Source organism: Bacillus sp. EKM202B (genome assembly GCF_011066025.1).
In the GTDB taxonomy this organism is placed as follows: Bacteria; Bacillota; Bacilli; order Bacillales; family Bacillaceae_G; genus Bacillus_A; species Bacillus_A toyonensis.
Window position 1 is genome coordinate 111116 of record NZ_JAAMNK010000003.1, and the last position, 26864, is coordinate 137979.

32 protein-coding genes are annotated in these 26864 nt (G+C 34.2%); 8 read left to right on the forward strand and 24 right to left on the reverse strand.

Annotated features, from left to right (window positions below; all coding sequences use genetic code 11):
- Positions 1 to 230: 230 nt before the first annotated feature.
- A complete protein-coding gene (locus G9F74_RS06110) occupies positions 231 to 1448 on the forward strand; it encodes an MFS transporter (protein ID WP_016108241.1) in 1218 nt (405 codons plus the stop codon).
- Between the two features lie 49 nt (positions 1449 to 1497).
- Here the strand turns inward: G9F74_RS06110 and G9F74_RS06115 are convergent, their stop codons facing one another.
- From G9F74_RS06115 to spoIIP, 5 genes are all read right to left on the reverse strand, one after another.
- Positions 1498 to 2973, reverse strand: a complete 1476-nt coding sequence (locus tag G9F74_RS06115) for an amidase family protein (RefSeq protein ID WP_016108240.1) — start codon at positions 2971 to 2973, stop codon at positions 1498 to 1500.
- Positions 2974 to 3158: 185 nt separating this feature from the next.
- Positions 3159 to 3605 (reverse strand): NUDIX hydrolase, encoded by a 447-nt coding sequence (locus G9F74_RS06120; protein WP_000178280.1) that lies wholly within the window; start codon positions 3603 to 3605, stop codon positions 3159 to 3161.
- A gap of 23 nt (positions 3606 to 3628) precedes the next feature.
- Positions 3629 to 4369 carry a M15 family metallopeptidase gene (locus G9F74_RS06125; protein ID WP_000747716.1) on the reverse strand — a complete coding sequence of 247 codons (741 nt, stop codon included), beginning with the start codon at positions 4367 to 4369 and terminating at the stop codon, positions 3629 to 3631.
- A gap of 11 nt (positions 4370 to 4380) precedes the next feature.
- Positions 4381 to 4878: a GNAT family N-acetyltransferase gene (locus G9F74_RS06130; protein WP_000617590.1), complete on the reverse strand. Its 498-nt coding sequence runs from the start codon at positions 4876 to 4878 to the stop codon at positions 4381 to 4383.
- 266 nt (positions 4879 to 5144) lie between these two features.
- Positions 5145 to 6299: a stage II sporulation protein SpoIIP gene (gene spoIIP / locus G9F74_RS06135; protein ID WP_016108239.1), complete on the reverse strand. Its 1155-nt coding sequence runs from the start codon at positions 6297 to 6299 to the stop codon at positions 5145 to 5147.
- A gap of 89 nt (positions 6300 to 6388) precedes the next feature.
- Between spoIIP and G9F74_RS06140 the strand changes: the two genes are divergently transcribed.
- Together G9F74_RS06140 and G9F74_RS06145 are read left to right on the forward strand one after the other, a co-directional pair.
- Entirely contained in the window at positions 6389 to 6685 is a 297-nt protein-coding gene (locus tag G9F74_RS06140; protein WP_016108238.1) for a hypothetical protein, read from the forward strand.
- Positions 6686 to 6689: 4 nt separating this feature from the next.
- Entirely contained in the window at positions 6690 to 6995 is a 306-nt protein-coding gene (locus G9F74_RS06145) for a permease (protein ID WP_131202353.1), read from the forward strand.
- Here the strand turns inward: G9F74_RS06145 and G9F74_RS06150 are convergent.
- The 4 genes from G9F74_RS06150 to cbpA all read right to left on the reverse strand — a co-directional run bounded on the left by G9F74_RS06150 (position 6968) and on the right by cbpA (position 10337).
- On the reverse strand, positions 6968 to 7534 hold the full coding sequence (locus tag G9F74_RS06150; RefSeq protein WP_016108237.1) for a DUF1572 domain-containing protein: 567 nt from the start codon (positions 7532 to 7534) through the stop codon (positions 6968 to 6970). The two genes, G9F74_RS06145 and G9F74_RS06150, sit on opposite strands and share 28 nt — an antisense overlap.
- A complete protein-coding gene (gene csaA, locus G9F74_RS06155; RefSeq protein ID WP_001263027.1) occupies positions 7515 to 7844 on the reverse strand; it encodes a chaperone CsaA in 330 nt (109 codons plus the stop codon). The genes G9F74_RS06150 and csaA overlap by 20 nt, the downstream gene beginning before the upstream one ends.
- Before the next feature lie 66 nt (positions 7845 to 7910).
- A complete protein-coding gene (brnQ4, locus tag G9F74_RS06160; RefSeq protein ID WP_395940739.1) occupies positions 7911 to 9248 on the reverse strand; it encodes a branched-chain amino acid transport system II carrier protein BrnQ4 in 1338 nt (445 codons plus the stop codon).
- 441 nt (positions 9249 to 9689) lie between these two features.
- A complete protein-coding gene (gene cbpA, locus G9F74_RS06165; protein ID WP_001220521.1) occupies positions 9690 to 10337 on the reverse strand; it encodes a cyclic di-AMP binding protein CbpA in 648 nt (215 codons plus the stop codon).
- A 256-nt stretch (positions 10338 to 10593) separates the two neighbouring features.
- On the opposite strand from cbpA, the gene G9F74_RS06170 reads away from it, so the two are divergent.
- The 3 genes from G9F74_RS06170 (at position 10594) to G9F74_RS06180 (ending at position 13463) form a co-directional block, all read left to right on the forward strand.
- A complete protein-coding gene (locus G9F74_RS06170; RefSeq protein ID WP_000055278.1) occupies positions 10594 to 11463 on the forward strand; it encodes a hypothetical protein in 870 nt (289 codons plus the stop codon).
- 208 nt (positions 11464 to 11671) lie between these two features.
- Positions 11672 to 12979: a hemolysin family protein gene (locus tag G9F74_RS06175; RefSeq protein ID WP_016108235.1), complete on the forward strand. Its 1308-nt coding sequence runs from the start codon at positions 11672 to 11674 to the stop codon at positions 12977 to 12979.
- A gap of 1 nt (position 12980) precedes the next feature.
- Complete coding sequence (locus G9F74_RS06180) at positions 12981 to 13463, forward strand: DUF456 domain-containing protein (RefSeq protein WP_000215663.1); 483 nt, start codon at positions 12981 to 12983, stop codon at positions 13461 to 13463.
- A 24-nt stretch (positions 13464 to 13487) separates the two neighbouring features.
- On the opposite strand, the gene G9F74_RS06185 is transcribed toward G9F74_RS06180, so the two are convergent.
- From G9F74_RS06185 to cls, 4 genes are all read right to left on the reverse strand, one after another.
- The gene (locus G9F74_RS06185) at positions 13488 to 14108 is read right to left on the reverse strand and encodes an NAD(P)-dependent oxidoreductase (protein ID WP_000861679.1); all 621 of its coding nucleotides are present in this window, start codon (positions 14106 to 14108) and stop codon (positions 13488 to 13490) included.
- A 101-nt stretch (positions 14109 to 14209) separates the two neighbouring features.
- A complete protein-coding gene (locus G9F74_RS06190) occupies positions 14210 to 14389 on the reverse strand; it encodes a hypothetical protein (protein WP_001045965.1) in 180 nt (59 codons plus the stop codon).
- A gap of 182 nt (positions 14390 to 14571) precedes the next feature.
- Positions 14572 to 15042: a spore coat protein gene (locus tag G9F74_RS06195; protein WP_016108234.1), complete on the reverse strand. Its 471-nt coding sequence runs from the start codon at positions 15040 to 15042 to the stop codon at positions 14572 to 14574.
- A 30-nt stretch (positions 15043 to 15072) separates the two neighbouring features.
- The gene (gene cls / locus G9F74_RS06200) at positions 15073 to 16257 is read right to left on the reverse strand and encodes a cardiolipin synthase (protein ID WP_033668578.1); all 1185 of its coding nucleotides are present in this window, start codon (positions 16255 to 16257) and stop codon (positions 15073 to 15075) included.
- Between the two features lie 160 nt (positions 16258 to 16417).
- Here cls and G9F74_RS06205 point away from each other — a divergent pair, with 160 nt between their 5' ends.
- A complete protein-coding gene (locus tag G9F74_RS06205; RefSeq protein WP_000505094.1) occupies positions 16418 to 16504 on the forward strand; it encodes a YjcZ family sporulation protein in 87 nt (28 codons plus the stop codon).
- Positions 16505 to 16630: 126 nt separating this feature from the next.
- On the opposite strand, the gene G9F74_RS06210 is transcribed toward G9F74_RS06205, so the two are convergent.
- The 8 genes from G9F74_RS06210 to cotH all read right to left on the reverse strand — a co-directional run bounded on the left by G9F74_RS06210 (position 16631) and on the right by cotH (position 24409).
- Positions 16631 to 17137, reverse strand: a complete 507-nt coding sequence (locus tag G9F74_RS06210) for an acyl-CoA thioesterase (RefSeq protein WP_000141169.1) — start codon at positions 17135 to 17137, stop codon at positions 16631 to 16633.
- A gap of 196 nt (positions 17138 to 17333) precedes the next feature.
- Positions 17334 to 18203: a TIGR03943 family putative permease subunit gene (locus tag G9F74_RS06215; protein ID WP_016108232.1), complete on the reverse strand. Its 870-nt coding sequence runs from the start codon at positions 18201 to 18203 to the stop codon at positions 17334 to 17336.
- Positions 18204 to 18206: 3 nt separating this feature from the next.
- A complete protein-coding gene (locus G9F74_RS06220; RefSeq protein WP_000418718.1) occupies positions 18207 to 19103 on the reverse strand; it encodes a permease in 897 nt (298 codons plus the stop codon).
- Between the two features lie 198 nt (positions 19104 to 19301).
- Positions 19302 to 20243: a magnesium transporter CorA family protein gene (locus G9F74_RS06225; RefSeq protein ID WP_000933700.1), complete on the reverse strand. Its 942-nt coding sequence runs from the start codon at positions 20241 to 20243 to the stop codon at positions 19302 to 19304.
- Between the two features lie 184 nt (positions 20244 to 20427).
- The gene (locus G9F74_RS06230; RefSeq protein ID WP_002038509.1) at positions 20428 to 21807 is read right to left on the reverse strand and encodes a putative polysaccharide biosynthesis protein; all 1380 of its coding nucleotides are present in this window, start codon (positions 21805 to 21807) and stop codon (positions 20428 to 20430) included.
- A 96-nt stretch (positions 21808 to 21903) separates the two neighbouring features.
- Positions 21904 to 22506, reverse strand: a complete 603-nt coding sequence (gene uptA, locus G9F74_RS06235; RefSeq protein ID WP_000880689.1) for an undecaprenyl phosphate transporter UptA — start codon at positions 22504 to 22506, stop codon at positions 21904 to 21906.
- A gap of 104 nt (positions 22507 to 22610) precedes the next feature.
- Positions 22611 to 23228, reverse strand: coding sequence for an NUDIX hydrolase N-terminal domain-containing protein (locus tag G9F74_RS06240; protein WP_016108231.1), 618 nt, complete (start codon positions 23226 to 23228; stop codon positions 22611 to 22613).
- A 104-nt stretch (positions 23229 to 23332) separates the two neighbouring features.
- Complete coding sequence (cotH, locus tag G9F74_RS06245) at positions 23333 to 24409, reverse strand: spore coat protein CotH (protein WP_016108230.1); 1077 nt, start codon at positions 24407 to 24409, stop codon at positions 23333 to 23335.
- A 181-nt stretch (positions 24410 to 24590) separates the two neighbouring features.
- On the opposite strand from cotH, the gene exsB reads away from it, so the two are divergent.
- Complete coding sequence (exsB, locus tag G9F74_RS06250) at positions 24591 to 25172, forward strand: exosporium protein ExsB (protein ID WP_000817491.1); 582 nt, start codon at positions 24591 to 24593, stop codon at positions 25170 to 25172.
- 46 nt (positions 25173 to 25218) lie between these two features.
- Here exsB and G9F74_RS06255 read toward each other — a convergent pair whose 3' ends face one another.
- Genes G9F74_RS06255 through fosB form a run of 3 tightly spaced genes read right to left on the reverse strand, consistent with a single transcriptional unit; the run spans position 25219 to position 26819 of the window.
- Positions 25219 to 25830: a phosphoserine phosphatase 1 gene (locus G9F74_RS06255; RefSeq protein ID WP_000859191.1), complete on the reverse strand. Its 612-nt coding sequence runs from the start codon at positions 25828 to 25830 to the stop codon at positions 25219 to 25221.
- Between the two features lie 16 nt (positions 25831 to 25846).
- Complete coding sequence (locus G9F74_RS06260) at positions 25847 to 26389, reverse strand: short-chain dehydrogenase (RefSeq protein WP_000543132.1); 543 nt, start codon at positions 26387 to 26389, stop codon at positions 25847 to 25849.
- A gap of 13 nt (positions 26390 to 26402) precedes the next feature.
- Positions 26403 to 26819, reverse strand: a complete 417-nt coding sequence (fosB, locus tag G9F74_RS06265; protein WP_000911701.1) for a FosBx1 family fosfomycin resistance bacillithiol transferase — start codon at positions 26817 to 26819, stop codon at positions 26403 to 26405.
- Between the last annotated feature and the right edge of the window lie 45 nt (positions 26820 to 26864).

The window sequence follows — 26864 nt, forward strand, 5'->3', positions numbered from 1 at the left end:
ATGAAGAAAAGAATGGTTTATCCGCCCTTTCTCATACTTGGGCGTTTACTGCAAGCTATCGTACATATTCGCTGTTACAATAAGTATTAATAAAATACTATATCAATATATTCTTCATTATACATGAAAATTCCTTTCAAAAAATGACAAAAAATTTAATTCTTTTAAATTTTTTCAGTTTATAATAATTCTAACTCGAATTTGTATTTTTTTGGAAGGTGATATCCTTAATGTGGAATCATTCAATATCATACTATTTAGGATCAAAAATCTGTATTACTCTTGCTGACATCGTTTACATAATGATTATTACAACTCATATCTATATATCAACTAAATCAGCTACTATTACTGCCCTTTTTCCATTATTACAAGTTATCACAAATTTGATCGCAAACATATCTGCACCACTTATAATGAATCGTTTTTCATCTTATTCAGTACTTTTTATATTACAATGGACAAAAACTGCCCTATTCATTTTATTAACGCTATTATTTCCGGTCCTTTCCACAAACATTGTAACTCTATTAACTTTCATTTTTTTCATTTCTTTATGTAGTGGGTGGAGTGCTCCATTACTGTACAGTATTGTTCCACGCCTAACACCAAAAGAAAGATTAGTAAAAGTAAATAGTATCTTTTCCTTTTCATCACAAATTGTACAAGCGGCAGCTTATTCATTTACAAGTATTATCGTTCTGCTCATTGGCGCTACTTCTACATTCATGATTAATATTATTTTAATGATTTTCGGATGTATTGCATTGCATATTTCATTACATTCCATCCATACCGAACGAGTAACAGAGCCTTCTTCTTCAAAAAACACAGCTTTATTTGAAGGCTGGAAACTATTATTTCATCATCCTTCTTTGCGCACAGTTACATTAATGGACTTAATTGAAACTTTCGCAGGGACGATATGGATTGGCGCTATTACGATGGCATATGTAACGACTGTTCTGCATAAAGGTGAAGAATGGTGGGGATATATTAACACAAGTTATTATGTGGGCACGTTAATTGGTGGTCTATTAGCGTGGAAAATAAGTACATATATTCAAAAAAATTTAATACGCTCCATGGCGATAGGATCACTTATATTTAGTATTCTTACATTTTTATATGGTATAACAAGCAGTGGATTTATTGCGCTTTTCCTATGTGTTCTAATGGGACCATGTTATCAAATTAGAGATATTTCTCAAACGACGGTTTTACAATCTAGTGTCGCCCCTTCTCTATTATCGAAAATGTATACAGCACACGGCGCCCTTCTTTCAACAGCTTCTGGTCTTTCTATGCTTAGCGTTGGCATTATTACTGATATGTTTGGTGTTCGTACGATTTATATGATTACTTCTTTTCTTATTTTATGTTCTGCCTGTTTATCTTTTAGCCTATTAAAATATCATAAGACAGAGCAGAAAGATATTTCACTTTAATCAATAAATCAAAAAGGACAGGAAATTCCTGTCCTTTTGTACATTCTATTCATGACAAGTTGGGAATTTCTCTATGCTTTGTCGCTTGTTCAAAAGCGTACGCTAGTTTAATTAATATTCCTTCACGAAAAGCAGTACTTGCAATCGTAATTCCAAAAGGTCTCCCGTTTTCCATATACCCTGCTGGTATTGCTATAGACGGATAACCTGCTTTCGCACATATAGTAGAGCCTATATAAGACGGAAATAGTATCGCATCAAGATTATATTTTTCCAATGCAAAATCAATACCTTGTTTTTGCGAAAAATATATATCTTCTAATCTTGCATGTAAATATTCTGGATTTCTTAACGTATTAGGATAATCTTTTCTTCCCTCCAACTTAGTTTGTCCATATTTTAAAGCTCTTTCTGCTATGTTTTTATTAAACGCCATTAATTCTGAAATAGAATGTATGGGAATAGTAGAAGGTAATTTTGAAAGATAGTTATCTAAACTATGCTTCAGCTCATAAAGCGGAACTCCCCAGCCCCATTCTCTATGAAAGGAAGGAATATCAATATTTTCTACTACTGTCGCTCCCTTACTACGTAATACTTGGATCGTGTCCTCAAACAAATTTTCATTATACTCACCATTTTCGTAATAATCTTTTGGAGCATTACTATAAACACCAATCTTCGCTCCCTTTAAACCATTAACATCAAGATAAGATGTATAATCTTCATATGCCATACCTTCACTTTTATGAGTAGCTACATCTTTCTCATCCACTCCAGTTAAACTCCCTAGTAAAATAGCGGCATCTGTTACTGTTCTAGCAAATGGTCCCGCTGTATCTTGTGAATAAGTGAACGGAATAATTCCTCTACGACTAATTAGACCGACAGTCGGTTTAATGCCTACTACAGAGCTTTGAACAGCTGGACTCAAAATAGAGGCATCCGTTTCTGTCCCAACAGATAATACTGTAAAATTAGCGGCAACTGCTATTGCGGCCCCTGTACTAGAGCCACCAACAAACATATCATCCGTGCCCGTTCCATATGGATTGATTGTTTGACCACCTCTCGCACTATATCCAGCCCACATTTCAAAAGACATTGCATTTGCTAACTCTGTCATATTCGTTTTACCTATTATCACCGCTCCTGCCTCTCGCAGTTTTGTAACGAGAAATGCATCTTCGCTACTTATATTTTGTTCTAGGGCAATCGTACCTGCACTTGTATGCATGGAATCATTCGTTTCAATATTGTCCTTTAGCAAAACAGGTATACCATGCAATGGTCCCCTTACACCTTTTATCTTCCTTTCATAATCTAACGCTTCTGCAATAAAAATAGCATCCGGGTTTATTTCTAAAATAGAATTAATTTTCGGTCCATCTTGATCATATTGTGCAATTCTATGAAGATAATACATAACTAATTCTTTGGAAGATAACGTCCCTTCTTCCATTGCGGTCTGTATATCATGAATTGTTAATTCTTTTTTTAATACTGGATTAAACTGAATTTCCATTTATATTCTCCTTTATATCCCTTTTAGTTTTTACGAATACTTCTTACTTTTTCATTTTTTCACCTCATCCTATTCCAAATTAATATCCCTTTAAAAAGTTTCAACTTACTTTTTAATACACCTTTAATTTCCCGAAAAATAAAAAGAGTCTGAAACGAATCATCCTTCGCTTCAAACTCTTTTTATTACTGTGCATATACCTCATCTAACAAATGTAAAAACTCTCCCTGTTTTCCTGCTAATTCAGGGCATTTTGCAATATCAATCCATTCGTAGCAAAATACTAAACCTTCATCTTCCTCACCGGCACTTACTATATGTTCCCAAGTATCTTTTACATTCGTTAGTAACGTTACGTGGAAAAAGTGGCGTTTTTGATATTCCTGTTTTTCCTTCACGTGTATGATGTAATCTGCTAGGAAACGCTCTATACATAAAAGACGTAATCCAGATTCTTCTTGTACTTCACGTAAAACTGCTGCTTCTAACGTTTCTCCTTCATCAACTGTTCCCCCTGGCACTTGGATACCAGCTTCAGGTATATCACGATGTTTAAAAACAAGTAATTGCTTCATCCCTTCTTTTTCTCTTGTAATATATGCATGTACTTTTTTCTTATATAACATCGTCATTGTATTTCTCTCCCCTCAATTGTTCACTCTGTTACTTCTTCAAGCGTCAGTTGATTTTCATATAAATATGTAGCTTGTGGATTTCCCACATACCTTACGTGCCATGGTTCAAACCGATAGCCCGTAATTGATTCTTTTTCTTTTGTATATCGAATCACAAAACCAAATTTATGGGCATTTTCAGAAAGCCACTGCCCTTCTTTCGTCTCTCCAAAAACTGTCTCTAACTGAAATTTAGCAGATTGCGATGTAATATCCATAGCTAGTCCAGTTTGATGTTCACTCGTACCAGGAATCGCGCTAGACATCGCAGTTTTCACTTCTCCATCTTGTTTTTTATACATCGTATTTAATGCCTTTTGTCGATCAAAAGATCTAAATCCAGAGACTGCAAAAAGGAAAATACGCTCTTTATCAGCTTGTTGAAACATGTCCTCAAGCGCACTAGCTGCCTCTTTCCTCATTTTTTTCTTTTCTTGATCCCCCTCACTAGAGTAACGTACTTTCGGAATAACTAAATCTGGCGGTCTATACCCATCTGGTAAACGCCTACTTTTATTCACAAGTACAAGCATCGAATTTGGATTACTAATTACCGCAATATCCCCATCCATATTCGCAATCGTTTCTTTCGCTTTCGGAAATATGTTATTTACATTCACTTCCTGTGCCTGCTTATCCTTATACATTTTATAATTGATTCCTGCTACTCCAACAATGAGTATCGCCGCTACGATACCAAGTAGTGTCCATCTTTTTTTCATATAACGACCTCTTATTTTAATAATTTGGCCATTTCATACTCATCAATGTTTTGTCCATCGATAATAAGAGCAGCTTTTTTGACACCCTCTTTCTCAAAGCCTACTTTTCTATATAGTGCCTGAGCTCTTGTATTGTGGGCCATTACCGTTAATTCTAAACGCCATACATCATGTAATCTTGCCCACTTCTCAACCTCTTTAAACAAGCTCGTTCCAATACCACGCCCACTACACTCTTGCAATATACCAATTACAATGGCTGCAACATGTCTCTTTCTTTGTATGTTATTTCCATTCACTAAAATAAATCCTACTATTTTCTCTTCTTCAATCGCTACAAATATTGTTGCTTTTTCATTCTGTATAAATCGATGAATCATTTGCTCTTGTTGCTCAACTGTAGTTTTTCTTTCTCCTGGCTCGTATAACATAAATTTCGTTTCTTCATCTAATTGCTTACTTAATTGCAAAAATGAGGCTGCATCTTCTACTTTGATCTCCCTAATCACTTAAATCACCCTACCTATTTCATTGTGAAAAATTTTCCTTGTAAAAAGATTTTCTCCATTATTGCGAAAATCCCTTTCTAATTCCCCTATTATAAATAGACAAATTTCGATATTACTATAGCAATTATAAATTATGTCTATAATGTGACATCTTATCATCCTCGTTTCATGACAAACAAAAAACGTAAGCTTTACACTTACGTTTTCCCCTAATTGATGTAGGCTGATAACCATTGGCAATGCCTACCACTCATTCAAATTTCACTTTATCCATTCACTTTTTCCGCTTGCCAAAAATATTCACCAAATGCCTTAGCAAGTGCATCAATTGATCGATTTAGTTCTTCCTCTGTATTATCTACCCCGCCAACTTCAATTAATATCGCTTGTCCTGATAGGTCTTGATTGTAAACTCCATTCCCTGTTTGGAATCCTTTTTGAATTACACCACGGCTCATTCCCGGATATTTCTTACTAATCGTCTCGTGTAACGCAGTTGCTAATTGTAAGTTTTTTTCATAGTTTTTGTTACCTTTCCCAATTACAAAAGCAAGCTTAGCATACGATTTATCTCCAATTGTTTTTGTTGTTACATTTTTCCGTGCACTATCACGGTGTAAATCGAAGAAGTATTGTAATTCTTTATTACCAGCCATCGCTTCTTGTACAATTTCCCGTGACATTTTGTAAGAACTATTACTATTTAACCCTTTACTAATTAACCTTTGACCAACGTCAGTCTTATCGTTAGTAGATCCGATTCCTTCGCCTTCTAATTGTTCACGAAATCGGTCGCCGACTATGGAAATATTCGTTACAGAACTTGTCGCTTTATTCGGGTTTGGATCATTCGTTAAGTTCAGTAACGGCAAATAAGATTCCCAGCTATGCGAATGATATATAAATGCAACTTGTCTTTTTCCAGTTGTTTGAGCTGGTTGTTTTTTCTCTTTATTCGTATCAGGCTTTGGCGCTTGTCCACCTTCTCCAGTCCGTTCTTTCACTACTTCTTCAAGAGGAACACTCGACTCTATCGGTAAGTTAGAATAATTTGTTCCCTCACCTGCGATAACGATTTCTGTATCGTACTTACCAAAGCCAGGAAGCTCTTTTCCGACAAAACTACGTACATCGTTAAAACGAATATTCGTAGCCATAGAAAAGAGAAACGAAGAGATTGAAAAATCTTGATTCAAATTTCGATACTCTTGTGTAAAATAATGATTTTCTTTTCCAAGAACATACATGTAGCCATTCATCGATAACTCATTTAACCAATTATATAAATACGTTGACTTTGTCTCTTTCATAGAGGTTACCATCATACTAATAAGAAAAAAAGTCGCTAGTACCGTAGTAATAATAAATAAAACTAACTTACGTACACTTGTAAACTTCACATAAAAAAAGCCTCGATTCATACTATCACCCTCTCTATTTCAAGTTATGTACAAGCTCTAGAGAATAGACCGTTTAAATTCCGGCTATATTGTTAATGAGGTGAAATGAATTGAAGCCATTAATAGGAATATTACCAATCGCTCTATCATTCATTTTTTATTTGTCCGCTAAACATCCAAAAGTCTCTATTGTGTTACATATTTCTGCGTACTTAGCACTGTATGTACTCGGTACAATCATTTCCATTAATATATACGATGTTTTAATACAAGATTTAGTTTTCATGACGAGCATTCATGGAATTTTACTGAATCCATTTTTCCTTATTGCAGGAGCGTATATAGGAACATACACTTTGTACCTACTTTTGTCTCACATTATTATGAAAATAAAAAATGGAGCGTAACGAAATGCAGCCACCGTTCATTTGTCATACATGTAGAAAAAGAATTACACGAAAGAAAGACCTTATTACCACTACACGGTACTTCCATTTTTATTTATTTCACAACAGTTGTTTTAAGCAGCAACAACTTTTCATCCCACGTTTTATCCCTATGAATACACTTTTTTGTTTCTTTCTAATTATATACGGCCTTATTGTTGGTAGCATTCTTATGCTTACGGAGCCGTCTATCATTTGGCTTATTTTTTTGCTTCCTCTTTTATATCGATTTCTTTCATATTATTATGTTGAACGTTTTTTCTCTACATAACGAGTGGACTGCCCTCTCGGAATACTTAAACATTCCCACTCATTTTCTTTTAACATTTTACCGATGTAAATAATCTGTCCAATATGCAAAGCATAATGAGAAATTTGCCTTTCAATTGCTTGCAGGACCGTATGTGCTTCACCACGAATGTATACCGTCTTCAATAGATCTTCCGGCATTATAGTATTCATCGTATTAAAAACGTATTCCCATCCTTCTTGCCACGCTGCAAGGGCTTCTTCCTTTGAAGAATAGCCTCCTTCAAATTCACCATCTCGGTCACGATCAACTTTTTCACCATCAGATGTTAAAAAATCCGTCCATCTGGAACGCATATTACCGTGCAAATGTTTCATTATAATCGCTATGCTATTTGTTTCTTCATGAGAAGACCATTGTATTTGTTCGTATGATAATTGAGAAAGTGCCCGTTCTCCTTGCTGCTTTGTTGTTTTGAAATTAGAAATGACACATTGTAAATATTCTCGTCCGATATCCATATTGTCCCCTACCTTCACACTAACTAATTTTCGTTCCATTTGGCAGTTCCATATTAGGCTGAAGCAACACAACATCACCAGCTTCAGGAACTCCCCCTAACACAAGCACTTCCGATTTAAATCCAGCTACACGCTTTGGCGGAAAATTTACAACAGCAACAATTTGCTGACCAATTAAGTCTTCTGGATTATATCTCTTCGTAATTTGAGCACTTGACTGCTTGACCCCAAGCTCCCCAAAATCAATTTCTAGTTTAATCGCTGGTACTCTCGCTTCTTTAAATTCCTCTGCCTGTGTTACTGTTCCAATTCTTACATCAAAAGTTAAAAAATCTTCAAAATTAGCCATTTTATCATTCCTCCCATTTATTACTTAGACAAAATACAAAAATCCCCTTTAAAAAAAGAAAGGCGCCTAAGCACCTTTCTTTTGTAATTCACTTGATTCATTTGATTTATAGAAGAAGAAACCAAGAATTCCGCCAATACATGATGGGATTAACCATCCTATTCCTTCTTTATATAATGGTAACATTTGAAGTACATTAGAAATCGCATCAATTTTAATATTCGCACTTTCTAAACCGTTAAAGAAACTAATTAACAACGCACCTAAAATCGCCCCAATGTAAATTGTATTACGCTTCCCTATCCATTTATGGAAATATGAAAGAACGATTAATACAATTGCAACTGGATAAATGATCATTAACACTGGTAATGTTACTGTGATTAATTGTGTTAACCCTAGGTTAGATACAATTAAACTAAATACACATACCATAGTTACAATCGTTTTATGCGAAAGTCTTGGGAATAAGTTTGTGAAGAAGCCAGCACACGCAGATGTTAATCCAACAGAAGTTGTTAAACAAGCGAGTATAATTACAAGTCCTAATAAAATTTTGCCACTTGTTCCATATAACTCATTTACAACATTCGTCAAAATAAGACCACCGTTCTCCGACACACCAAGTGATGTACTTGTAGATCCGAGATATGCAAGTGATAAATATATTAACGTTAAGCCTAATACAGCAATAATCCCTGATACAACTGTTATTTTTGCGATTTGTCCGCTCTCTTTTATCCCTTTTGAGCGAATAACTTGTACTACAACAATCCCAAACACAAGTGCACTAATCGCATCCATCGTTAAATATCCTTGAATAAATCCACCAAAGAAAGCATTCTCTTTATAAGCAGCTAAAGGTGCAGCCGGTTCTCCAATTGGCTCAATAATTGCTTTCCCGACAATAACAGCAACAATTAATACTAATAATGGTGTAAGAAATTTTCCAAACCAATCGACTAATTTAGATGGATTTAATGATAAATACCACGTTATTCCAAAGAAAAATATAGTGAAAAGAAATAGCATGTACCACTCTGAAACCATTGCATCTGATAAAAACGGCTTCATACCCATTTCAAACGAAACGGCTCCCGTACGCGGGATTGCGAAAAATGGTCCAATTGCTAAATAACTAACCAATGGGAAAATAAACGCAAATATAGGGTGAACTCTAGAAGATAGCGCTTTCAAGTCCCCCTCTACAAACGCGACAGCTGTTACAGCTAATAGGGGTAATCCGACTCCCGTTACAAGGAATCCTATCGTAGCAATCCAAACATTCTCTCCTGCTTGTTGACCTAAAACTGGCGGGAAAATTAAATTTCCTGCTCCTAAAAATAATGCAAATAGCATTAAACCAATTGCTACCGTATCACCTGGCCTCAATCGTCCCTTCATACTCTTCATTTGCATAGCACTTTTTCATTGTTTATCTTTATTTTCACAATATGCTATGCATCCTCCTCTCTGCTCAAGATGATAAAATATGCCCCTTACAAAGCAGTGTCTTTCTCCATAATTTCTCCATTCCCCTTATTATTACTCTAATTATTAATCTCGTCATTATTTTTCGTTTTTTGATTTTTTTGAATATTTAAATCATTAGAGTGTTATTACGTGGAGTATAGTTGTCAGACCTCTTTGTTTTTATCACACATATAGTAACATATTTAGTTGAAAAATAAAAACATATTTTCAAATTGATTTTTTTGAAAATCAAAATTATCTACATTTTATATTCTTTCACACAAATGTTATTCGAGCACTAGACTCATTCTATATTATTATCTTAAAATAATTTTAAAAGCCATCTAACATATGTTAGATGGCTTTTGCATGTTACTCTATCGTTTCTACTTCACGTGGATTATTCATCTCTTCTACATACACAACTCTAAATCCATGATCTTCTAAATCTTTTTGAAGTGTTTCTAATTCACCATCTTCAAACTCTTCTCCTAATGTAAACATAATTCTACGAACTAATAGAGCATCATTATCAAAAGTCATTAAACTTTGAATACCAGTGTATTTCTTCAAAACTGTCGATAACTTTTGGATCGCTCCATTATAGTCTTGCGTTCCAATCATGACAGAATATTTACTAGAATGAACGCCCCATGCATCTTCTAATAACTCAAAAACTTTTTTATGCGTTAAAATTCCAAGGAAAATTCCTTTTTCGTCAACTACTGATAAATAAGGTAATTTTTTTATTGTAAAAAATACTTTAAAGAAAGATGAATCTTCTCTCACAAATCCTTCTTTATCGTTCAATAATTGTATTACACTTTCGTCAAGTGATCCTTTATATTCTAAAATATCTACTTTATATATATTCCCTAAAAATTTCTCTTTTTTTTCATCTAAAACTGGTACACAACGATACCCTGTTTTATTTAAATGCTCCAATGCTTCCCCTATCGTAATCGAACTTGAGCACAGTAAAACTTCCCTTTTCGGCACGTAATTCCCTTTAATCCTCATAAAAAGCCTCCTTATGTTAAAATACTTTCTGTGCCATAACTATATTATATATTCAGAAAAAAATAAATAATTTATTTTATTTTTCTGAAAATTATTCATTTTCTTGTCATAATTTATTCATGAATCCTTCACTTGCATATCTTCACTAGGAAAGCCTCTCTCTGAATGACTTAATGAAAAAGATATTGTAACTTTATTAGAAAAACGCTAAAATAAGAATAAGAATTTTCTGAATATTCAAAGAGTAGGTGGTTATATGTCTTTGTTACGCTCGCATATATGCAAATTTATAATTGGTGTCATTGTTATTTTTGTCATAAGTCCTATCCCAGCTCTTTTTATTACACATAATTATTCTTATCAAAATGGCTTAATAAGTATTTTCCAAAACTTCGATCAACTTTCTTCTATATCAATTCCAAAAATTGATTGGATGCATGAATCTATTTTTTTCTCAGCAAATCAGATGATACATACTTCTACTCATTCAACACCACTATTCCCTTACATATGGGAAATATATTTTTTATCAATTGTTCGTTTCACTTTCACTCTTGCAATTGGCTTCTTTATAAGTTTAGGAATCGGTCATCTATTTTTAAAAGCACCAAATTCAATTAAAAAGATCACTACTTTCCTACACTGGATACCGTACTCTTTTTGCACTGTATTTTTACAATGTTCTATCTTACTACTTCTTCTCTATATTGCAAACTTTATAAAGTTTTCTTATTTCTCATCTTTGATCATCGTATGTAGTACCTCTATGATTATCGTTATGCAAGCAATAAAGAAATGGCTCCCTTTCCTGTATAACACAAGTGAATATGAAATGAAAAATTCTGCTTTCCTTGTTGATACATTATTTTTAGCACTTACTTCGAATCATAAATCTATTTTAAGTTCTATTATTTTTTCCTTTTTAATTATGGAATGTACTTTTCACGCGAGCGGATTATTACAATTTATCGTTCAATTTGGTGGTACTGCACCTGTAATTGTCACAATCGGTTTACTACTATTGTATATCCCATACAGCGTCTTATCTTTTCTCCAAGCACTTTGGACAACAAACTACTCTAAACAACAAACATACACTATAACACGAAGTATCCCAAAACCGTAAAGTTACATAGCCCTCTATATTCTGAAAGTAGAGGGTTATTCCTTTTGTATCGAGGACAAAATAACAACAAACTCTAAAACTACACTATAAACATGCCAATATTTACCCTTTTCCTTTGACTATTCTTTTCATTTGGATTTATTATAAAAGTATAACATAATTGCAGGAGGTGACATCTTTATTTCAAACTTTGGAATAGAGAACACACTTGGACATATTAAATATTTTTCTCATCTTTGTACTTATTCTTATTTCGGGCTTTTTCGTTGCATCAGAATTCGCTGTTGTAAAAGTACGAAAAAGCCGAATTGACCAACTTGCAAATGAAGGTAATAAACAAGCTTTAGCTGCAAGAAGTGTCCTATCTAATTTAGATGTTTATTTATCAGCTTGTCAGCTCGGGATTACGATTACTTCTTTAGGGCTTGGTTGGCTTGGTGAACCGACTGTGGAACATATACTACGACCGCTTTTTGAAAAAATCAACATGACTGGAACAATGGCTAACACGTTATCTTTTATTATTGCTTTTAGCGTTATTACATTTTTCCACGTTGTATTAGGTGAATTAGTTCCAAAGTCTTTCGCAATTCAAAAAGCAGAAGCAATCACACTCAAATTTGCCAAACCACTTATTTTATTTGATAAAATTATGTATCCGTTCATTTGGCTACTCAATAGTGCAGCTATATTTTTCACAAAACTACTCGGTTTAGAGCCAGCGAAAGAAAATGAACTTGCTCATTCAGAAGAGGAATTACGACTCATTTTAGGTGAGAGTTTTAAAAGCGGAGAAATAAACCAAACCGAATATAAATATGTAAATAATATTTTTGAATTTGATGACCGGATTGCAAAAGAAATCATGGTCCCTCGTACTGAAATGGTTTGCTTATCTACCGAAAATACTTTAGAAGAAAATATGGATATCGTCGCAACTGAAAAATATACACGCTATCCTATAATTGAAAAAGATAAAGATGACATCATCGGGATGATAAATACGAAAGAAATATTTCATGATCAAACAAAAGGTATTTATAAACCACTTGAATCTTATATACATCCCGTACTAACTGTATTTGAAACTGTTCCAATCCGTAAAACATTAGTACATCTTCAAAAGAATCGCGTTCAGATGGCAATCATTATGGATGAATATGGTGGTACTGCTGGGCTTTTAACAATGGAAGATATTCTTGAAGAAATTATTGGAGAAATTCAAGATGAATTTGACGCGGATGAATCACCTATGATTGAAAAGCGTACCCCGAAGCTTACTGTTTTAGATGGAAAAGTACTCATTTCTGAAGTAAATGATATGTTTGGCCTACATATTGATGATAGCGATTTAGATACAATTGGAGGCTGGCTCCTCTCTCAAGCGGTTGACTTAAATATTGAAGCTGGTTATTCTATTGAATATGCTGGGTTTCAATTTAAAGCATTAGAACTTGATGGACATCAAATCAAAAAAATTGCTGTACATAAATTAGATATTAAAAAGGAGTTATAAAGTGACTGTTTTCTTAACAATCTGTATCATTGCCTGTTTCATCATTTCATTTCTCGCCTTTATTTACCCTATTATCCCAGGTATCTTAGCTGTATGGGCTGGATATTTGATTTACCATTTTGGTATAAATGGCGGGGAACTAACAATTACTTTTTGGGTCATTCAAGCCATTTTCACCCTATTCATTTTCGTCGCTGATTTTATTGCTAATGGATATTTCCTAAAAAAATATGGAAGTTCAAAATGGGGCGAACGTGTCGGTATGATTTCTATCATTGTTGGATCGTTCTTCTTCCCACCTTTTGGTTTAATAATTATACCGTTCTTATCGGTATTTTTCACAGAGCTTATGCATAAAAAGACGCCAAAAGACGCCTTTCTAGTAGGAGTTGCTACTGTAGTTGGTTTTTTAAGCAGTACTGTAGCGAAAGCTATTCTCCAAATCATTATGATTATCATTTTCGTATGTTATATCATCTTTTAACCATCCCGCTTTTGGGATGGTTTTTTAATATGAAATACCAACTCGACTATTTTCATATATATTTTCATTGCATAAATCCCATGTAAAATGTGCTGTATCACCAACTGTAATTTTCGCTCCATCTTCTGGCAATATATGTTGTTCAGTGCGATATACCCCCGTTATCTCACCGTCTATTAAATGCGTCGGACAAACAATGGTCCAACATAAATCACTATTATGAAGCGCCTTATATGCAGCTAAATGATCCTCTGCTGCTGCTGTCGTTTTCCTTTTTGATTCCGATGATTGGAAACGATATACATTTGGATTTGTTCTCGCTTGTAAAATACCAGCTGTTCCTATCGTAATAATTTTCTTAACGCCTTCTTTTTCCATATACTTTATAATATTTGGCATACTCTTTGCTAATGTCCCATTTCCATCCGTTCCAAGAGCGCTAATTACGATATCACATCCTTCTATCGCTTTCTTTATATCGTTTTCGTTTAATATATTTCCTTCTATAACATGTAACCTGTCATGTTCTATTTCCATTCTATTTAAATCACGAACGAATGCCGTCACTTCGGATGAATCCTTTAATGCTAATTTCATTATTTCCGAACCTACTCTACCTGTCGCTCCCAATACACATACTTTCATTTGTTTACTCCTCTCTCATTCTTTCTCTATTTTTTCAATACTCTCAATCAATATACAACAAAAAAGCTTCCTCATATATAAGAGGAAGCTTTTTTATTACTTTATTTCTTTTCTTTAGAATCAGTAGACTTCTCTGTTCCACTTGTTTCTTTATCCTTTTTCTCATCCTGTTGTGTTGTTGTGTCTTCTTCTTTCTTCTTGTCCTCACCTTTACTACAACCTACCATTAATAAAGAACTTGCAAGTGCCATAGCAGTTAATGATTTAACCCATTTGTTCATTTGCGTTTCCTCCCTTTGATAGAATATGTACAATCCCATATTACTCTCTATTTTTAAAGGAAAGATTGAAAAATAGTAAATATACGGTAAATGTTTGTAAATTTTCTAATAATAATTACATTTAGCCCTTTTCTCTGCATGAAAGTAAAAAACTAGGGCGACAACTATTCCGCCTTAGTTTTTTATGCAAATTTCTCGTTTTCATATATATGTGTAATTTTATATTCCTTCTTCACAACATATTGCCACACACTATAAGCGTAACGATTCATTTTCAGGAAACAGTTTTCCAAAAACGAACGAAATTCTGGATTTGCAACTTCCACTGCAACTTGAGCAAACTTCAATGCTAATCGTTTCAAATGTGAAATATAACAGATTGCAATTTGGATATCTCCTGTATATGTATTATCTATTTCCTTTTCCGTTTCCATTTCCATTTCAGACAAATGAAACGAAATTGGTTCACATGTTATATGCTGTACATTCTCTCCTTCTTGAAAATTCACTTGTTCATTATATGCTTGTAACATATACGGTAAATGGTGCTGTATTATATCCTTTAATTCTTCATCCCGGATTTTTTCAGTATACTCTCCTACTTTATAAATTAACATGTAACTATACTTCATTAATTCTTTCATACAGTCCATTAAAGTTCCTCCTTTCCTTTTGTCTATATGCTATAAATATGACGCTAAAACATTCGCTATTCTTGCTAAAAACCAATCCCATTTACTAATTTCCTCAAAATCCTGTTCAGAAAATCGTTTTGATTTATGAAAATCCTCCTTTAATCGACTCCATACGTCAGCAACAACTGTTTTGTCATATATGAGACAGTTAGATTCGCAATTTAAATAAAAACTTCTATTATCAAAATTTGCTGTACCGATATCAACAATTTCTCCATCAATGATCGTTACTTTCCCATGAAAAAATCCATTGCGATATTGATAAATTTCCGCTCCAGCATGTAACATGTCTTTCAAATACGGATAAGCAGCTTGTTTTAACAATACAGCATCACTTTTAAATGGCACGAGAATTTTTACATTAACACCGCGATGTAATGCATCTTTTAACTCTTTCATCATTTCTTTACTTGGTACAAAATAAGGTGTAGCAATTATTAAAGACTTTTTAGCCTGCTTTATAAGCACCCCATATTTCTGCCATAAACCTTTTCCATTTGAAAACAAATATTGATATTTTACATTTCCTTTCGCAGGTAAACTTTCATGTGCAGGCATTTTTTCCCCTGTATCTCCTTTCCAATCTTTAGCAAATTTTCTTTCCATATCAGTTGCACCATTCCCATTGATACGTACATGATAATCACGCCATGGACCAAATTTCGGATTTTGTCCAAGGTATTCCTTTCCGATATTAAAACCACCGACGTATGATACCTTTCCATCTATCGTAACAATGCGTCTATGATTTCGTTGATGCAAAGAATAGAATATACTTTTCAGTTTAGGTTTTTTACTAAATGTAAACTGGACACCTTTTCTTTTTAATTGATTCAGTATCTTTTTCTTCAGCTTATATCCACCTATACGGTCGACTGACAACTTCACTTCTACCCCGCTAGATGCTTTTTTCTCTAATAACTGTAAAAACTCTCGGCTTATCTCATCTCTACCTACAATATAAAAATGAATATATATATACTTTTCCGCATTGTTTATATCCTCAAATAATCTCCTATATAACTCTTCTCCGTTCGTATATAGTTGAAATTCGCCTAATCGAACTTGCCCTAATTCATATTCACTAGCCATTTTTTTCCCCATTTCCACATCGATGTTCATCCATATGAATACACCTATAAAAAAAAGGATTAGAGCGAAAAAGTGCTTCATGGATAATTTCCTTTCTCCACTTACTGTTATTCCTATATCTTCCCTTTTTTTATACATAATCATTCAAGAAAAAATGTCCTTACATGATATATGTCCATATCAAACAACAGCTCATTTGCATATTGTATGTTGTATCTTAAAATAAAAGGAGGAAATAACAATGGGCTTCGCACATGGTAATGGATTTGCGCTTTTAGTCGTATTATTTATCCTCTTAATCATCGTCGGTGCTGCTTGCTTCTGCTAAGTAGTTATTGTCATATGATATGTGGATGAAAAAACTATAAAAGCGGACACCTATTTTTAGGTGTCCGCTTTTTATTTTAAAACCATTATCGTTTGTTATGGTAACCTTAACGGCTATATATTCAATTCAAAAAGTTAACAATGTGGCTACTTTCTTACTCTCTGCCTTACGAATATTACGTTGTTCCGCACGTAATACAGCAATACGATGTAATTCTTTCTCTTCTTCTGTTTCAGGAATAACTCGTGGTACAGGAACTGGATTATTTTCCTTACTAAGTGCAACAAATGTAACAAATGACGTTGCAGCTATACGCTTCTCACCTGAAATTAAGTCTTCAGCCACTACCTTCACAAAAACTTCCATTGAAGTTCTTCCCGTCCAAATTACAAAGGATTCATAACTAACGCAATCAGATGAACGAACAGGATGTAAGAAATCAACCCAATCCATAGACGCTGTGACACATTCTTTTCTTGCATGTCTCGTTGCTGAAATAGAAGCAACCATATCCATCTCCGCTAATATTTTCCCACCAAATAGTGTATTATGATCATTTAAATCCGTTGGAAATACTCGGCTCGTTTTAAACACTCTAGACTCATTAGCTGTTTTTCCCTTTACTTCAGTCATTGTTATCGCCCCCTTGATTAATTATCCTGCTATTTGCGGGTAGTAAGACTCCCAGAAGAAATTAGGTGGAAGTCGGGCTGTCCGTATACTTTCAATGAGTTCAACTAATCATGTACTGTTCACTACACTAAATGAACTACACGTTTAATATTAACAACATTCAGAACTTTTAGTCCATAAAAAAGAACCGATGTTATCAATCGGCTCCTCTAAATACATATTGTTCTTTCGGCTGCTCAACTTTATTCCATTTCGTTACTTCTAAAACGGGAATATTGGCATGGAACGGCTGATAAAACTCCGTTGTTATTTCTCCTTCTACTTGGATCCAGTCATCATTATTCCACTCTACCCCTTCTGGTTTTTTCACTAACATACCATATACACCAGAATCCGCTACACAGTGTATAATACCGAAACGGAATAAGAAGTATTGTTCTTTTTTAGAAGAATCATCTCTGAACACAAACCCTTTAAAAGATAATTTTTTCCCAGTAAACTCGCCAGGATAGTTATAAATCGTCTCCATACCCTTTAAGAAATCTTCATCTTTTAAAGTAATACTGTCTTTCGTAACAAACTCTTTCTTCCCTTTTTCCATTACACCACGGTATCCTTCTTTCCCGTAATAAATGCTCGTATCAGGTCTTAGAAATTGCCTTGTCATAAATGGATCTTTACTTTCTGCTTGCGCTACTGGAAAATGGAATCCCTTCGCCTTAACAATATCGGAATCTAATGTTGCAATTGGGAAAAACAATCCTGTAATGATTGGAAAACAGAATAATGTGTAAGAAAACACTTTTTTCCACCATGTATTCTCATCTTTCGAATGATCATGCCCGCAGTGACTATGATCGCAACCACAATTGTGCTGATTTTTTTCTTTTTGATGTTCTTTTTGGAAAACGATAATAATTTGAACAATCGTTAAAAACCCTAAAATAATGGCTGCTGTTGTTGATAAATAAGCATACTTCATATTGATATATTTCGTAATATTACCTGAAATATGAAGCTGTGCAATTAATATTGTGAAACCTAATAATATATATGCTCGAAACATAACCTACCACCCCATCGCATAAATGAGTAGTGAGCTTGCATAAACAACAAGAGTAACTGTAACTGTAACGACAATTACAAATTTTGTTTTAAATGTCGCAAGCATCATAAACATATTTTTAATATCCACCATCGGTCCATATACGAGAAACGCGACGAGTGATGCTGTTGAAAATGTACTTTGGAATGACGAAGCAATAAATGCATCTGCTTCTGAACAAAGTGATAATATAAAGGCAAGTCCCATCATTACAGCTGATGAAGAAAACGGCCCTTGTCCGATAGCAAGAAGTGTTGAAGTTTGTACAAACGTTTGAACCGCTGCTGCAATTAACGCACCTAGTACTAAGTATTTTCCCATTGAGAAGAATTCCTCAACTGCGTGCGTACATACCTCCCACATTTTTTTACGTAACGGACGCTTATGATTCACTTCTGGGAAGTGATCGTCTCGTAATTGATGTTCTTTAAACATAAATGATAATATAATTCCAACGATAATTGCTACGATAATCGCTACAATAGAACGATACCATACCATGTGCATACTACTTCCAAAAGCGACATATGTAGCAAATAGTACAACCGGATTAATAATCGGTCCAGTTAACATAAATGCAATCCCTGCGTATGGCGGAACGCCTTTTCCGATTAACCGTCTTACAATCGGAACAATTCCACATTCACATCCTGGAAACATCATGCCTAAAAAAGTAGCTAATAAAACTGACAGAAATCGGTTCTTCGGCATCCATTTTGCCACCATATCTTCTGTCACAAACATTTGAATGAATCCTGAAATAAATACACCAATTAGCACAAACGGAAGTGCCTCGATTAATATTGAGATAAAAATTGTATTCATTTGCAGGAATGCTTTCGGTAATTGAAACAATTCCATGATGTATTTCCTCCAACTTTTCTTTAACAATATGTAATTTTAACCCCATTTTATTAATTGGACAAGGCTTATACGGAATTCATAACCTTCATACACATTACATTTCACATGTTATATTCTATTCCAAAATTGAGATTTCATAGCAAAAAAGCTGCTCTAGCGTAGTTTTACAACTATGCTAGAGCAGCTTTTTTATTGTTAAAAGTAACGTTTCTTCCAAAAAACAAATGCCAATGTGAACGATAAAGTTACACATATAATGAGTACAATTACAAAACCATACGCTTCACCTTCAAATGGAACCTTTACGTTCATTCCAAAGAAACTAGAAACCATTGTTGGTAAAGATAAAATAATTGTAATAGACGTTAACAGTTTCATAACACTATTTAAATTATTTGATATAACGGAACTAAATGTATTCATCATTCCACTTAAAATGTGACTATATATTTCCGCCATTTCAATAGCCTGTTTATTTTCAATTAATACATCTTCTAATAGATCTTGATCGTCTTCATACATTTTTAAAAATGTACTGTTTCGCATTAATTTTTGAATTACAATTTTATTAGCCTTTAGTGATGTTGTAAAGTAAACTAAACTTTTTTCAAGGCCTAACAATGTAAAAATTTCTTTGTTTTTCATTGATTTATTTAATTGGTGCTCTAAATCGATTGTTTTTCGATTTATTTGCTTTAAGTATCTTAAATAATAAGTAGAAATCGTATATAAGAGCTGCAGTGCAAAGCGTGTCTTTTTAAACGTATAAAATTCTTTAATACGTTGATTAATAAAACGTTCAAAAATTGGATTCTCTTCTAAGCAAATTGTAACGAAACAATCTGGCATTACAATCATACCTATTGGAATCGTGTCATAAATCGAATTCCCCTCTTCATCATGCCTAACTGTCGGAATATCGACGATGATTAAGGTATTATTGTCTTCCTTTTCAATACGAGAGCGTTCTTCATCATCCAAAGGGTCTTTAATGAAATCTAAGTCTACATTTAAAGTTTGTACTAAATACTGAATTTCTTCTTCAGTTGGATGAAGTACATTAATCCAGCAACCCTTTTGCATTTCCTCAATCTCTTGTAGTTTTCCGTTTCGGTCTGTTAAATACATATTTAACATACTATCACCCCGATTCTTTTTACATGTAGGAATCTACCTCTCTTACATAACAGTTTTTGAACCGCCATTCTCAGCATATGAAACATACGTTTAAATTTCAATAGAAAAATTATTTTGAAAACGCTTTTACGTGAAAAATATTATAAACGTAGAAAAAGACAGAGGATTCTCTGCCTTAAAAAGCTTATGTTGCCTTTATAACATATTTAGAAAGCATCCACAAGTTAAAACCAACTGAAATCGTATAGCCAGCGTAAGTTGAAATGATAAAACTTACATAATCGAAATACGGAAGCAATACAATATTTAATATTATCTTTACAATAATTCCGATTACTAAACCTAATACTGTTTTCTGTTGTTGATTAATTCCTTGCAGCATGGCAGCCGTTACAGTAAAGAGTGAAAATAGTATACACGCAGGAGCATAATATTGTAGAATAACACTCCCTATCTCCGGATCATTCCCCGTACTAAACAAAAGCGTATATATTGGTTTTGCTAACACCATCATTCCAATCGCCGCTGGTACCGTAATCCCTACTACTAATAGATTCGTCTTTGTAAAATGTTTATATAGTAACTTCGTATTCCCTGCTGTATAAGCTTTCGTCATCTCTGGAACGAGAGACATACTAAAAGCAGTCGCAACTGAAACTGGGATAAGTACAACCATTTGAACAAGACCAATAATCGCATTGATTTTTTCCGCTTCTCCTTGCATATATCCAATTTGTATAAGTAGTTTATTAATTGTAAATGTATCTATAGTCTGATACAAAGGAATAGCTAAACCAACCACGACGAAAGGAATAGAATATGTAAAGAGCTCCTTATACAACGAGAAGAAAGATTTCGTCGTTTGCGGTATACTTGCCATCTCTTTTTTCTTTAAATGCCTTCTCCTTCTTACATAATACGCAGTTAAAACAGCTAATCCACCTATTGCTCCCATGAAAGCACCAAACGTTGAAATACCAACTGCTAGCGATACAGAAGCTTTTAAAACATATAATACGACAAAACTTCCTATCAATATAGTTAAGACCCGAAAGAATTGCTCTACAACTACACTTAATGCAGAAGGGCCCATCGACTGAAATCCTTGAAAGAAGCCTCTTAATAAACTCATTACTGGTACAAGTATTAACGCAAAACTTACAATTTGAATGTTAGTAGCGACAGCAGTTACACTATTCCCCGTTTGATCACTTCCATCAACTACAAGTTCAGCTAAATGCGGGGCTAATACATACAGTGTGACACACGATACAACTCCCATTATTAACATAAAAACGATACCACTCTTTAGTACTCTTTTAACTGTATGATAATCATTTAGTTGATCATATTTTGATACCATCTTTGAAACAGCGAGCGGTAACCCCATCGTCGCTATACTCAGCATAATCGTATAAGGACGATATGCATACGCGTATAGAACGTACCCACTCGTACCAACCATTGCTGTAAATGGTATAATATATATAAACCCTAACATTTTAGATATCATTGTTGCCATCGTTAAAAATATCGTTCCACGTATAAACGGTGACCCTTTCATCACATTCCTCCGCTACGCTTTATTATTACACATTATGGACAACTCCTTTTGTTTAGAACCGAAACAAATAAAAAAGCCAATGAATCATCATTGACTTTAACGTGTTGTTTTTTTCTTTTTCAAATACTTTAAACCGAAGTATAGTGCAATAAAGAGCACAGCTCCTATAATTATGTAATGTGTATAATCAGATGCATACTCTTTAATATGACGCCAATTCCCACCAAGTTTTTCACCTAAGTATATAAATAGAATTGACCACGGAATAATCGCTACAACCGTATAAAGTGTAAATAGTTTTAATGGCATCTTAGCTAGTCCTGCTGGAATAGAGATCGCATGACGTACTACTGGAATAAAGCGTGCAGAAAATATTACGCCTGCTCCGTAACGTTTAAACCAACCTTCCGCTATGTCTAAATGGTGTTTATTAATAAGTAGATATTTCCCATATTTCTCTACAACCGGACGCCCTCCGTAGTATCCAAGCCAGTATAAAAAGATTTGCGCTAAAGTACCACCAATCGTTCCGGCGATAACTGCCCCCACAAAACTAATTTTACCATCCGCTACTAAAAAGCCAGCATACGAAAGTACAATTTCACTTGGGATTACTTCAATCATTAAAGCAAGAGCTACTCCAAAGTACCCTAAGCTTGCAAAAAATTGCAATAACTGATCTATTATATTTGCTAACATGTTCTTTTCTATCTCCTTTTTTCTTCACATACCATCCCATTATCACATAAAGATTGCAATCTGCCAATATCTTCATTTTAACAATATGTACAATTCAAGCAGCATTAATCTATTATTTTTTCTTTCTGTGGGTCTTTCATATAAGCAAACATTTCTTTAATTTGCTCTTCTGTATTTCTAGCAATTGATAAATCCGGCAATTCATCTTCACCAAAAAACTCTATTTCTTCTGTTTCAATACTAACCTTCTTTTCCCCACCAACAATATTACAACCAATAAAAATCTTATATACATGCGTTACTGAAGGTGATGGTTGATGCTTTTCTTTATCAAATATAGCTAGTAGCTTAAAACGATCTACTTCATATCCTGTCTCTTCGAAAACCTCTTTTGCTGCTACTTCTGTTGGCGTATAACCAACATCAGCCCATCCACCTGGCAATGCCCATTTCCCATCACTTTTTTCCTTCACAAATAATAGCTTTTCATTTTGACAAACAACTGCTCGTATATCAACTTTTGGTGTTTGATAGCCCGTCTCACTTGCAAATAGTTTCGCTACTACTTCCCAATCTGTTTTTGTGTAATGTGACATCATCGAAATCGAAATGTCTCGTAATTGTTGGAAACGTTCTATATCGTACACATCTTTAGAATACGTTAAACCCGCTTGGGCTATAGATTGTATTTGTTTTACCCAATCAATCCATTTAATCGTCATCTCTACACAACCCCATTCTCTATCAAATACATATCATTTCACTTTTTTGGTACACCTTTATTATACAAAAAAAGAGATTGATAATGTTCCAATCTCTTTCAAAATTAATCCAATTCATGTAAGTGGTCTTGTATATACTTCCTTCTTTTATTTATATATTCATAAATCATATCAGCCTCTTGATCAAACGTTTCTAATTTTTCTTTCATATATGGATCTTGTAGTAAATATGGACGAATCAATTCACACAACGCTTCTACTTTCGGCCTCATAAACGAAACTGTAAATTGTTCTTCTAATATTTCTTCTAAAATACTTCGATACTGCTTTCTAAATACAGGTATGTCTAACAATCTTGCACTTAACGTGTTATACCCTTGAATGCGAATATATTCATGATTAAGCGGTCTCCCTTGTACATCTCGCCCCCAAGTTGCATCATAATCCCACGGTATAACTTCAAATAAATTTGTCTCATCGTTATGGTATAGTGCATAGTTATGAACGAAACCGTCAAAGTTTTGCGTGAAAATTACTCCAGCTAACCATCGTAAATATTTATCTACATGTAGAAACTTCCCAATTTCTTTTTCATAATCTTCCCTCGACAAAGTATTCGCTTGAAATACAAATTCACTTAGTTGTTCTTCACTATTTTTATTCGAATATTTAAATTCATAACCCGCAAAGAGCTCTGTCTTAACATCTTTATCTCGCTCACTCATTAATGAAAAATTCGCATCATCATCTATCGCATAATAAATAGAACCACTCGGTAATCCTCTATTTTTCAAAAAGTTTTCATCAACTGATTCTAACTGTAAATATACACCTTGAATTTGACCATTGATTTTTATAAATACATGTTGTGATTTTGGCGAAAGTACACCAATATCATGAAAAAAATCTAAAGATAATTTATTTCGTATGAGTGACGGATCCATAAACTCAGAATTCAAATGAAACTCTTTCGCGCCTTGAAATTTTTTCGGTTTATAAAATACAACATGATAAGACTTTTTCTCAAATTCGCGAATATGAGCACCCCGGTATACGATATCAATGTCATACTTCTTTTTTCCATAAGTTAATTTTGCTGGCACTGGACTATCTGACCAAATATCTTTTTTCAATTCCACTAAGTACATTGGATGAACAAAAAAATCATATGAAGGCAGCATGTTTTCTCATCCCTTCTCAGTTCTCTTCATTCAATGTATGCGCCTTGTCTTGTCCATACATCCGCTATCATCTATTTATATAAAATTACACTCTTGTCCTGTTCAGAACGTCGTCATATCTCATATCATGTTAAGGAAAAAGAATACCTTTTCACTTTAATACATGATAAGGAGGATTTCTATGAAACGTGATATTAGAAAAGCTGTTGAAGAAATCAAAAGTGCTGGGATGGAGGATTTCTTACATCAAGATCCAAGTACTTTTGAGTGCGATGATGATAAATTCTCTCATCATAAATGTACTACAGGATGTAAATGCACTACAGGAGGTAGATGTCCAAGAACAAGATGTACTCGCGTGAAACATTGTACGTTCGTTACAAAATGTACGCACGTAAAAAAATGGACATTTGTTACGAAATGTACTCGTGTTCGTGTTCAAAAATGGACATTCGTTACGAAAGTGACGCGTAGAAAAGAATGCGTTTTAGTTACAAAACGTACTCGTAGAAAACATTGTACTTTCGTTACAAAATGCATACGCTTTGAAAAGAAATTTTACTGGACAAAACGAAGTTTCTGTAAAAAATGCGAATTCTTCCCTCACGGACACGGTCACTCTTGCGATGATTCATGTGATCACGGTAGAGACTGTCACGATGACGGACACAAATGGAATGATTGCAAAGATAGCAGACACAAGTCTTCTTCTTGCAAGAATAAAAAATTCGATCACTTCTGGTATAAAAAACGTAATTGCTAGTTTTTTATGTCCACCAAAAAAGGCCGCGTTGCGGCCTTTTTTACGTTTACTGAAAATGACTTATATCTGCAAATTGTTTTACTTTACCAAGATCTTCATCAAATTCAATTACACTAAGACTCGCGCTATGCATAAATGGCTCTCCCCATACATGTTCAATTTCAAGACCTGCAAAATGTCCTACAAGTAGTTTCGCTGCTGCAGCATGAGTAACTATTAAAATGTTTTCTCCTTTATGCTTTTCTAAAAGAAAGTGTATCCCTTCAATTACTCTTTTATAAACGGCCGCAAAGTTTTCCCCTGATGTTGACTGAAAAAGATGTGGTTCATTCCAAAATAAATGTACTTCTTCTGGATATTGCATTTCCAAATCAGCAATTGTTTGCCCTTCCCATATCCCCATATTTATTTCATAGAAACGTTCATCTTCTATAATTGGAATATCGCGTTCCCCTTTAATCAATTCAGCAGTATGACGTGTTCTTTCGCTTGGACTACTATATATGGCATGGAGTGGTAAATCCTTCATACGCTCCCCTAATTGTTTCGCTTGTAACATACCATTTTCAGTTAAAGCTGAATTTTTCCGTCCTTGCATTCGCTTCGCTACATTCCATTCTGTTTCACCGTGCCTTGTTACATATACAGTTGTTTTCATTTCCCATTCCCCCTTATCAATTTGGTCGTAATTCCCATGGTTCTATTTGCCCCACAATCCATTCATTGCAATTACTTTCAATCCCATTAATTACTCCATCTGATATTTCTTGATGAGTAAGCCACCTTCCGAATGTATCTTCTAAAATAAAACCTAATATAATTCTATGATACAGGCAAAGCGTACCACCTATTTTCCCTGCATTCATACGCGATGCTTTACTGCCTAAAATATGAAATAAACTGTATGTCTCAGACGAAAATTCTATCTCCTTACAAATGAGTGATAACGCATACTTTGCACTTGAATGTATCCATGCCACAACTAATGTTATGGGACCATTTCGCTCAATTGTACCTTTAATAGCTATCTTTACTTCGTCATTATTATGATAATCTAACGGAAGGCATGTGATATTTTCTGGTGCAGAACTTGCTCGCTTCACATATTCTAATTTCACTTCATCTCGTCCAATAATAGAAACATGGAATCCTTGCTCACAAAGCCACATAGAAACTTTCTTTAACATCCCTGTTCCCCCGATTACAAGTGCATGCAAATGCTCTTCCTCCCTAGTAAAATGTCATATGTGGTTTTTCTTCCCTATAATAATTTAGACGGTCTTGCAGTGTCCCTGAATGAAACTCGAACTTGTGACCGTCAGGATCAACAAAATATATAGACTCACAATCTCTCACATTACGTTCTCTTCCTTGTAAAATATGAACATTATTTTCTTCTAACCGATGTAACAGGCGTTCAAAATCTTTTTGTTCAACAGAAAATGCGAGGTGCGTATAAGATTGATGAATCTCCTTTCTTGGAATATGTGCCTCTTCGTTCAGTGCTATCCATACTCCACATATATTGAAATATGCAAGTTTTCTCCCTTTAACTAATAGTTCTCCTTCTAGCACTCTTTCATAAAACAGAATAGAGTTTTCTAAATTTGATACTGAAAAACAAAGATGATTGATTCCTTTCAACACTCCACGTTCCTCCTTAAACAAACAAAAGATGAGCGAAAATTCACT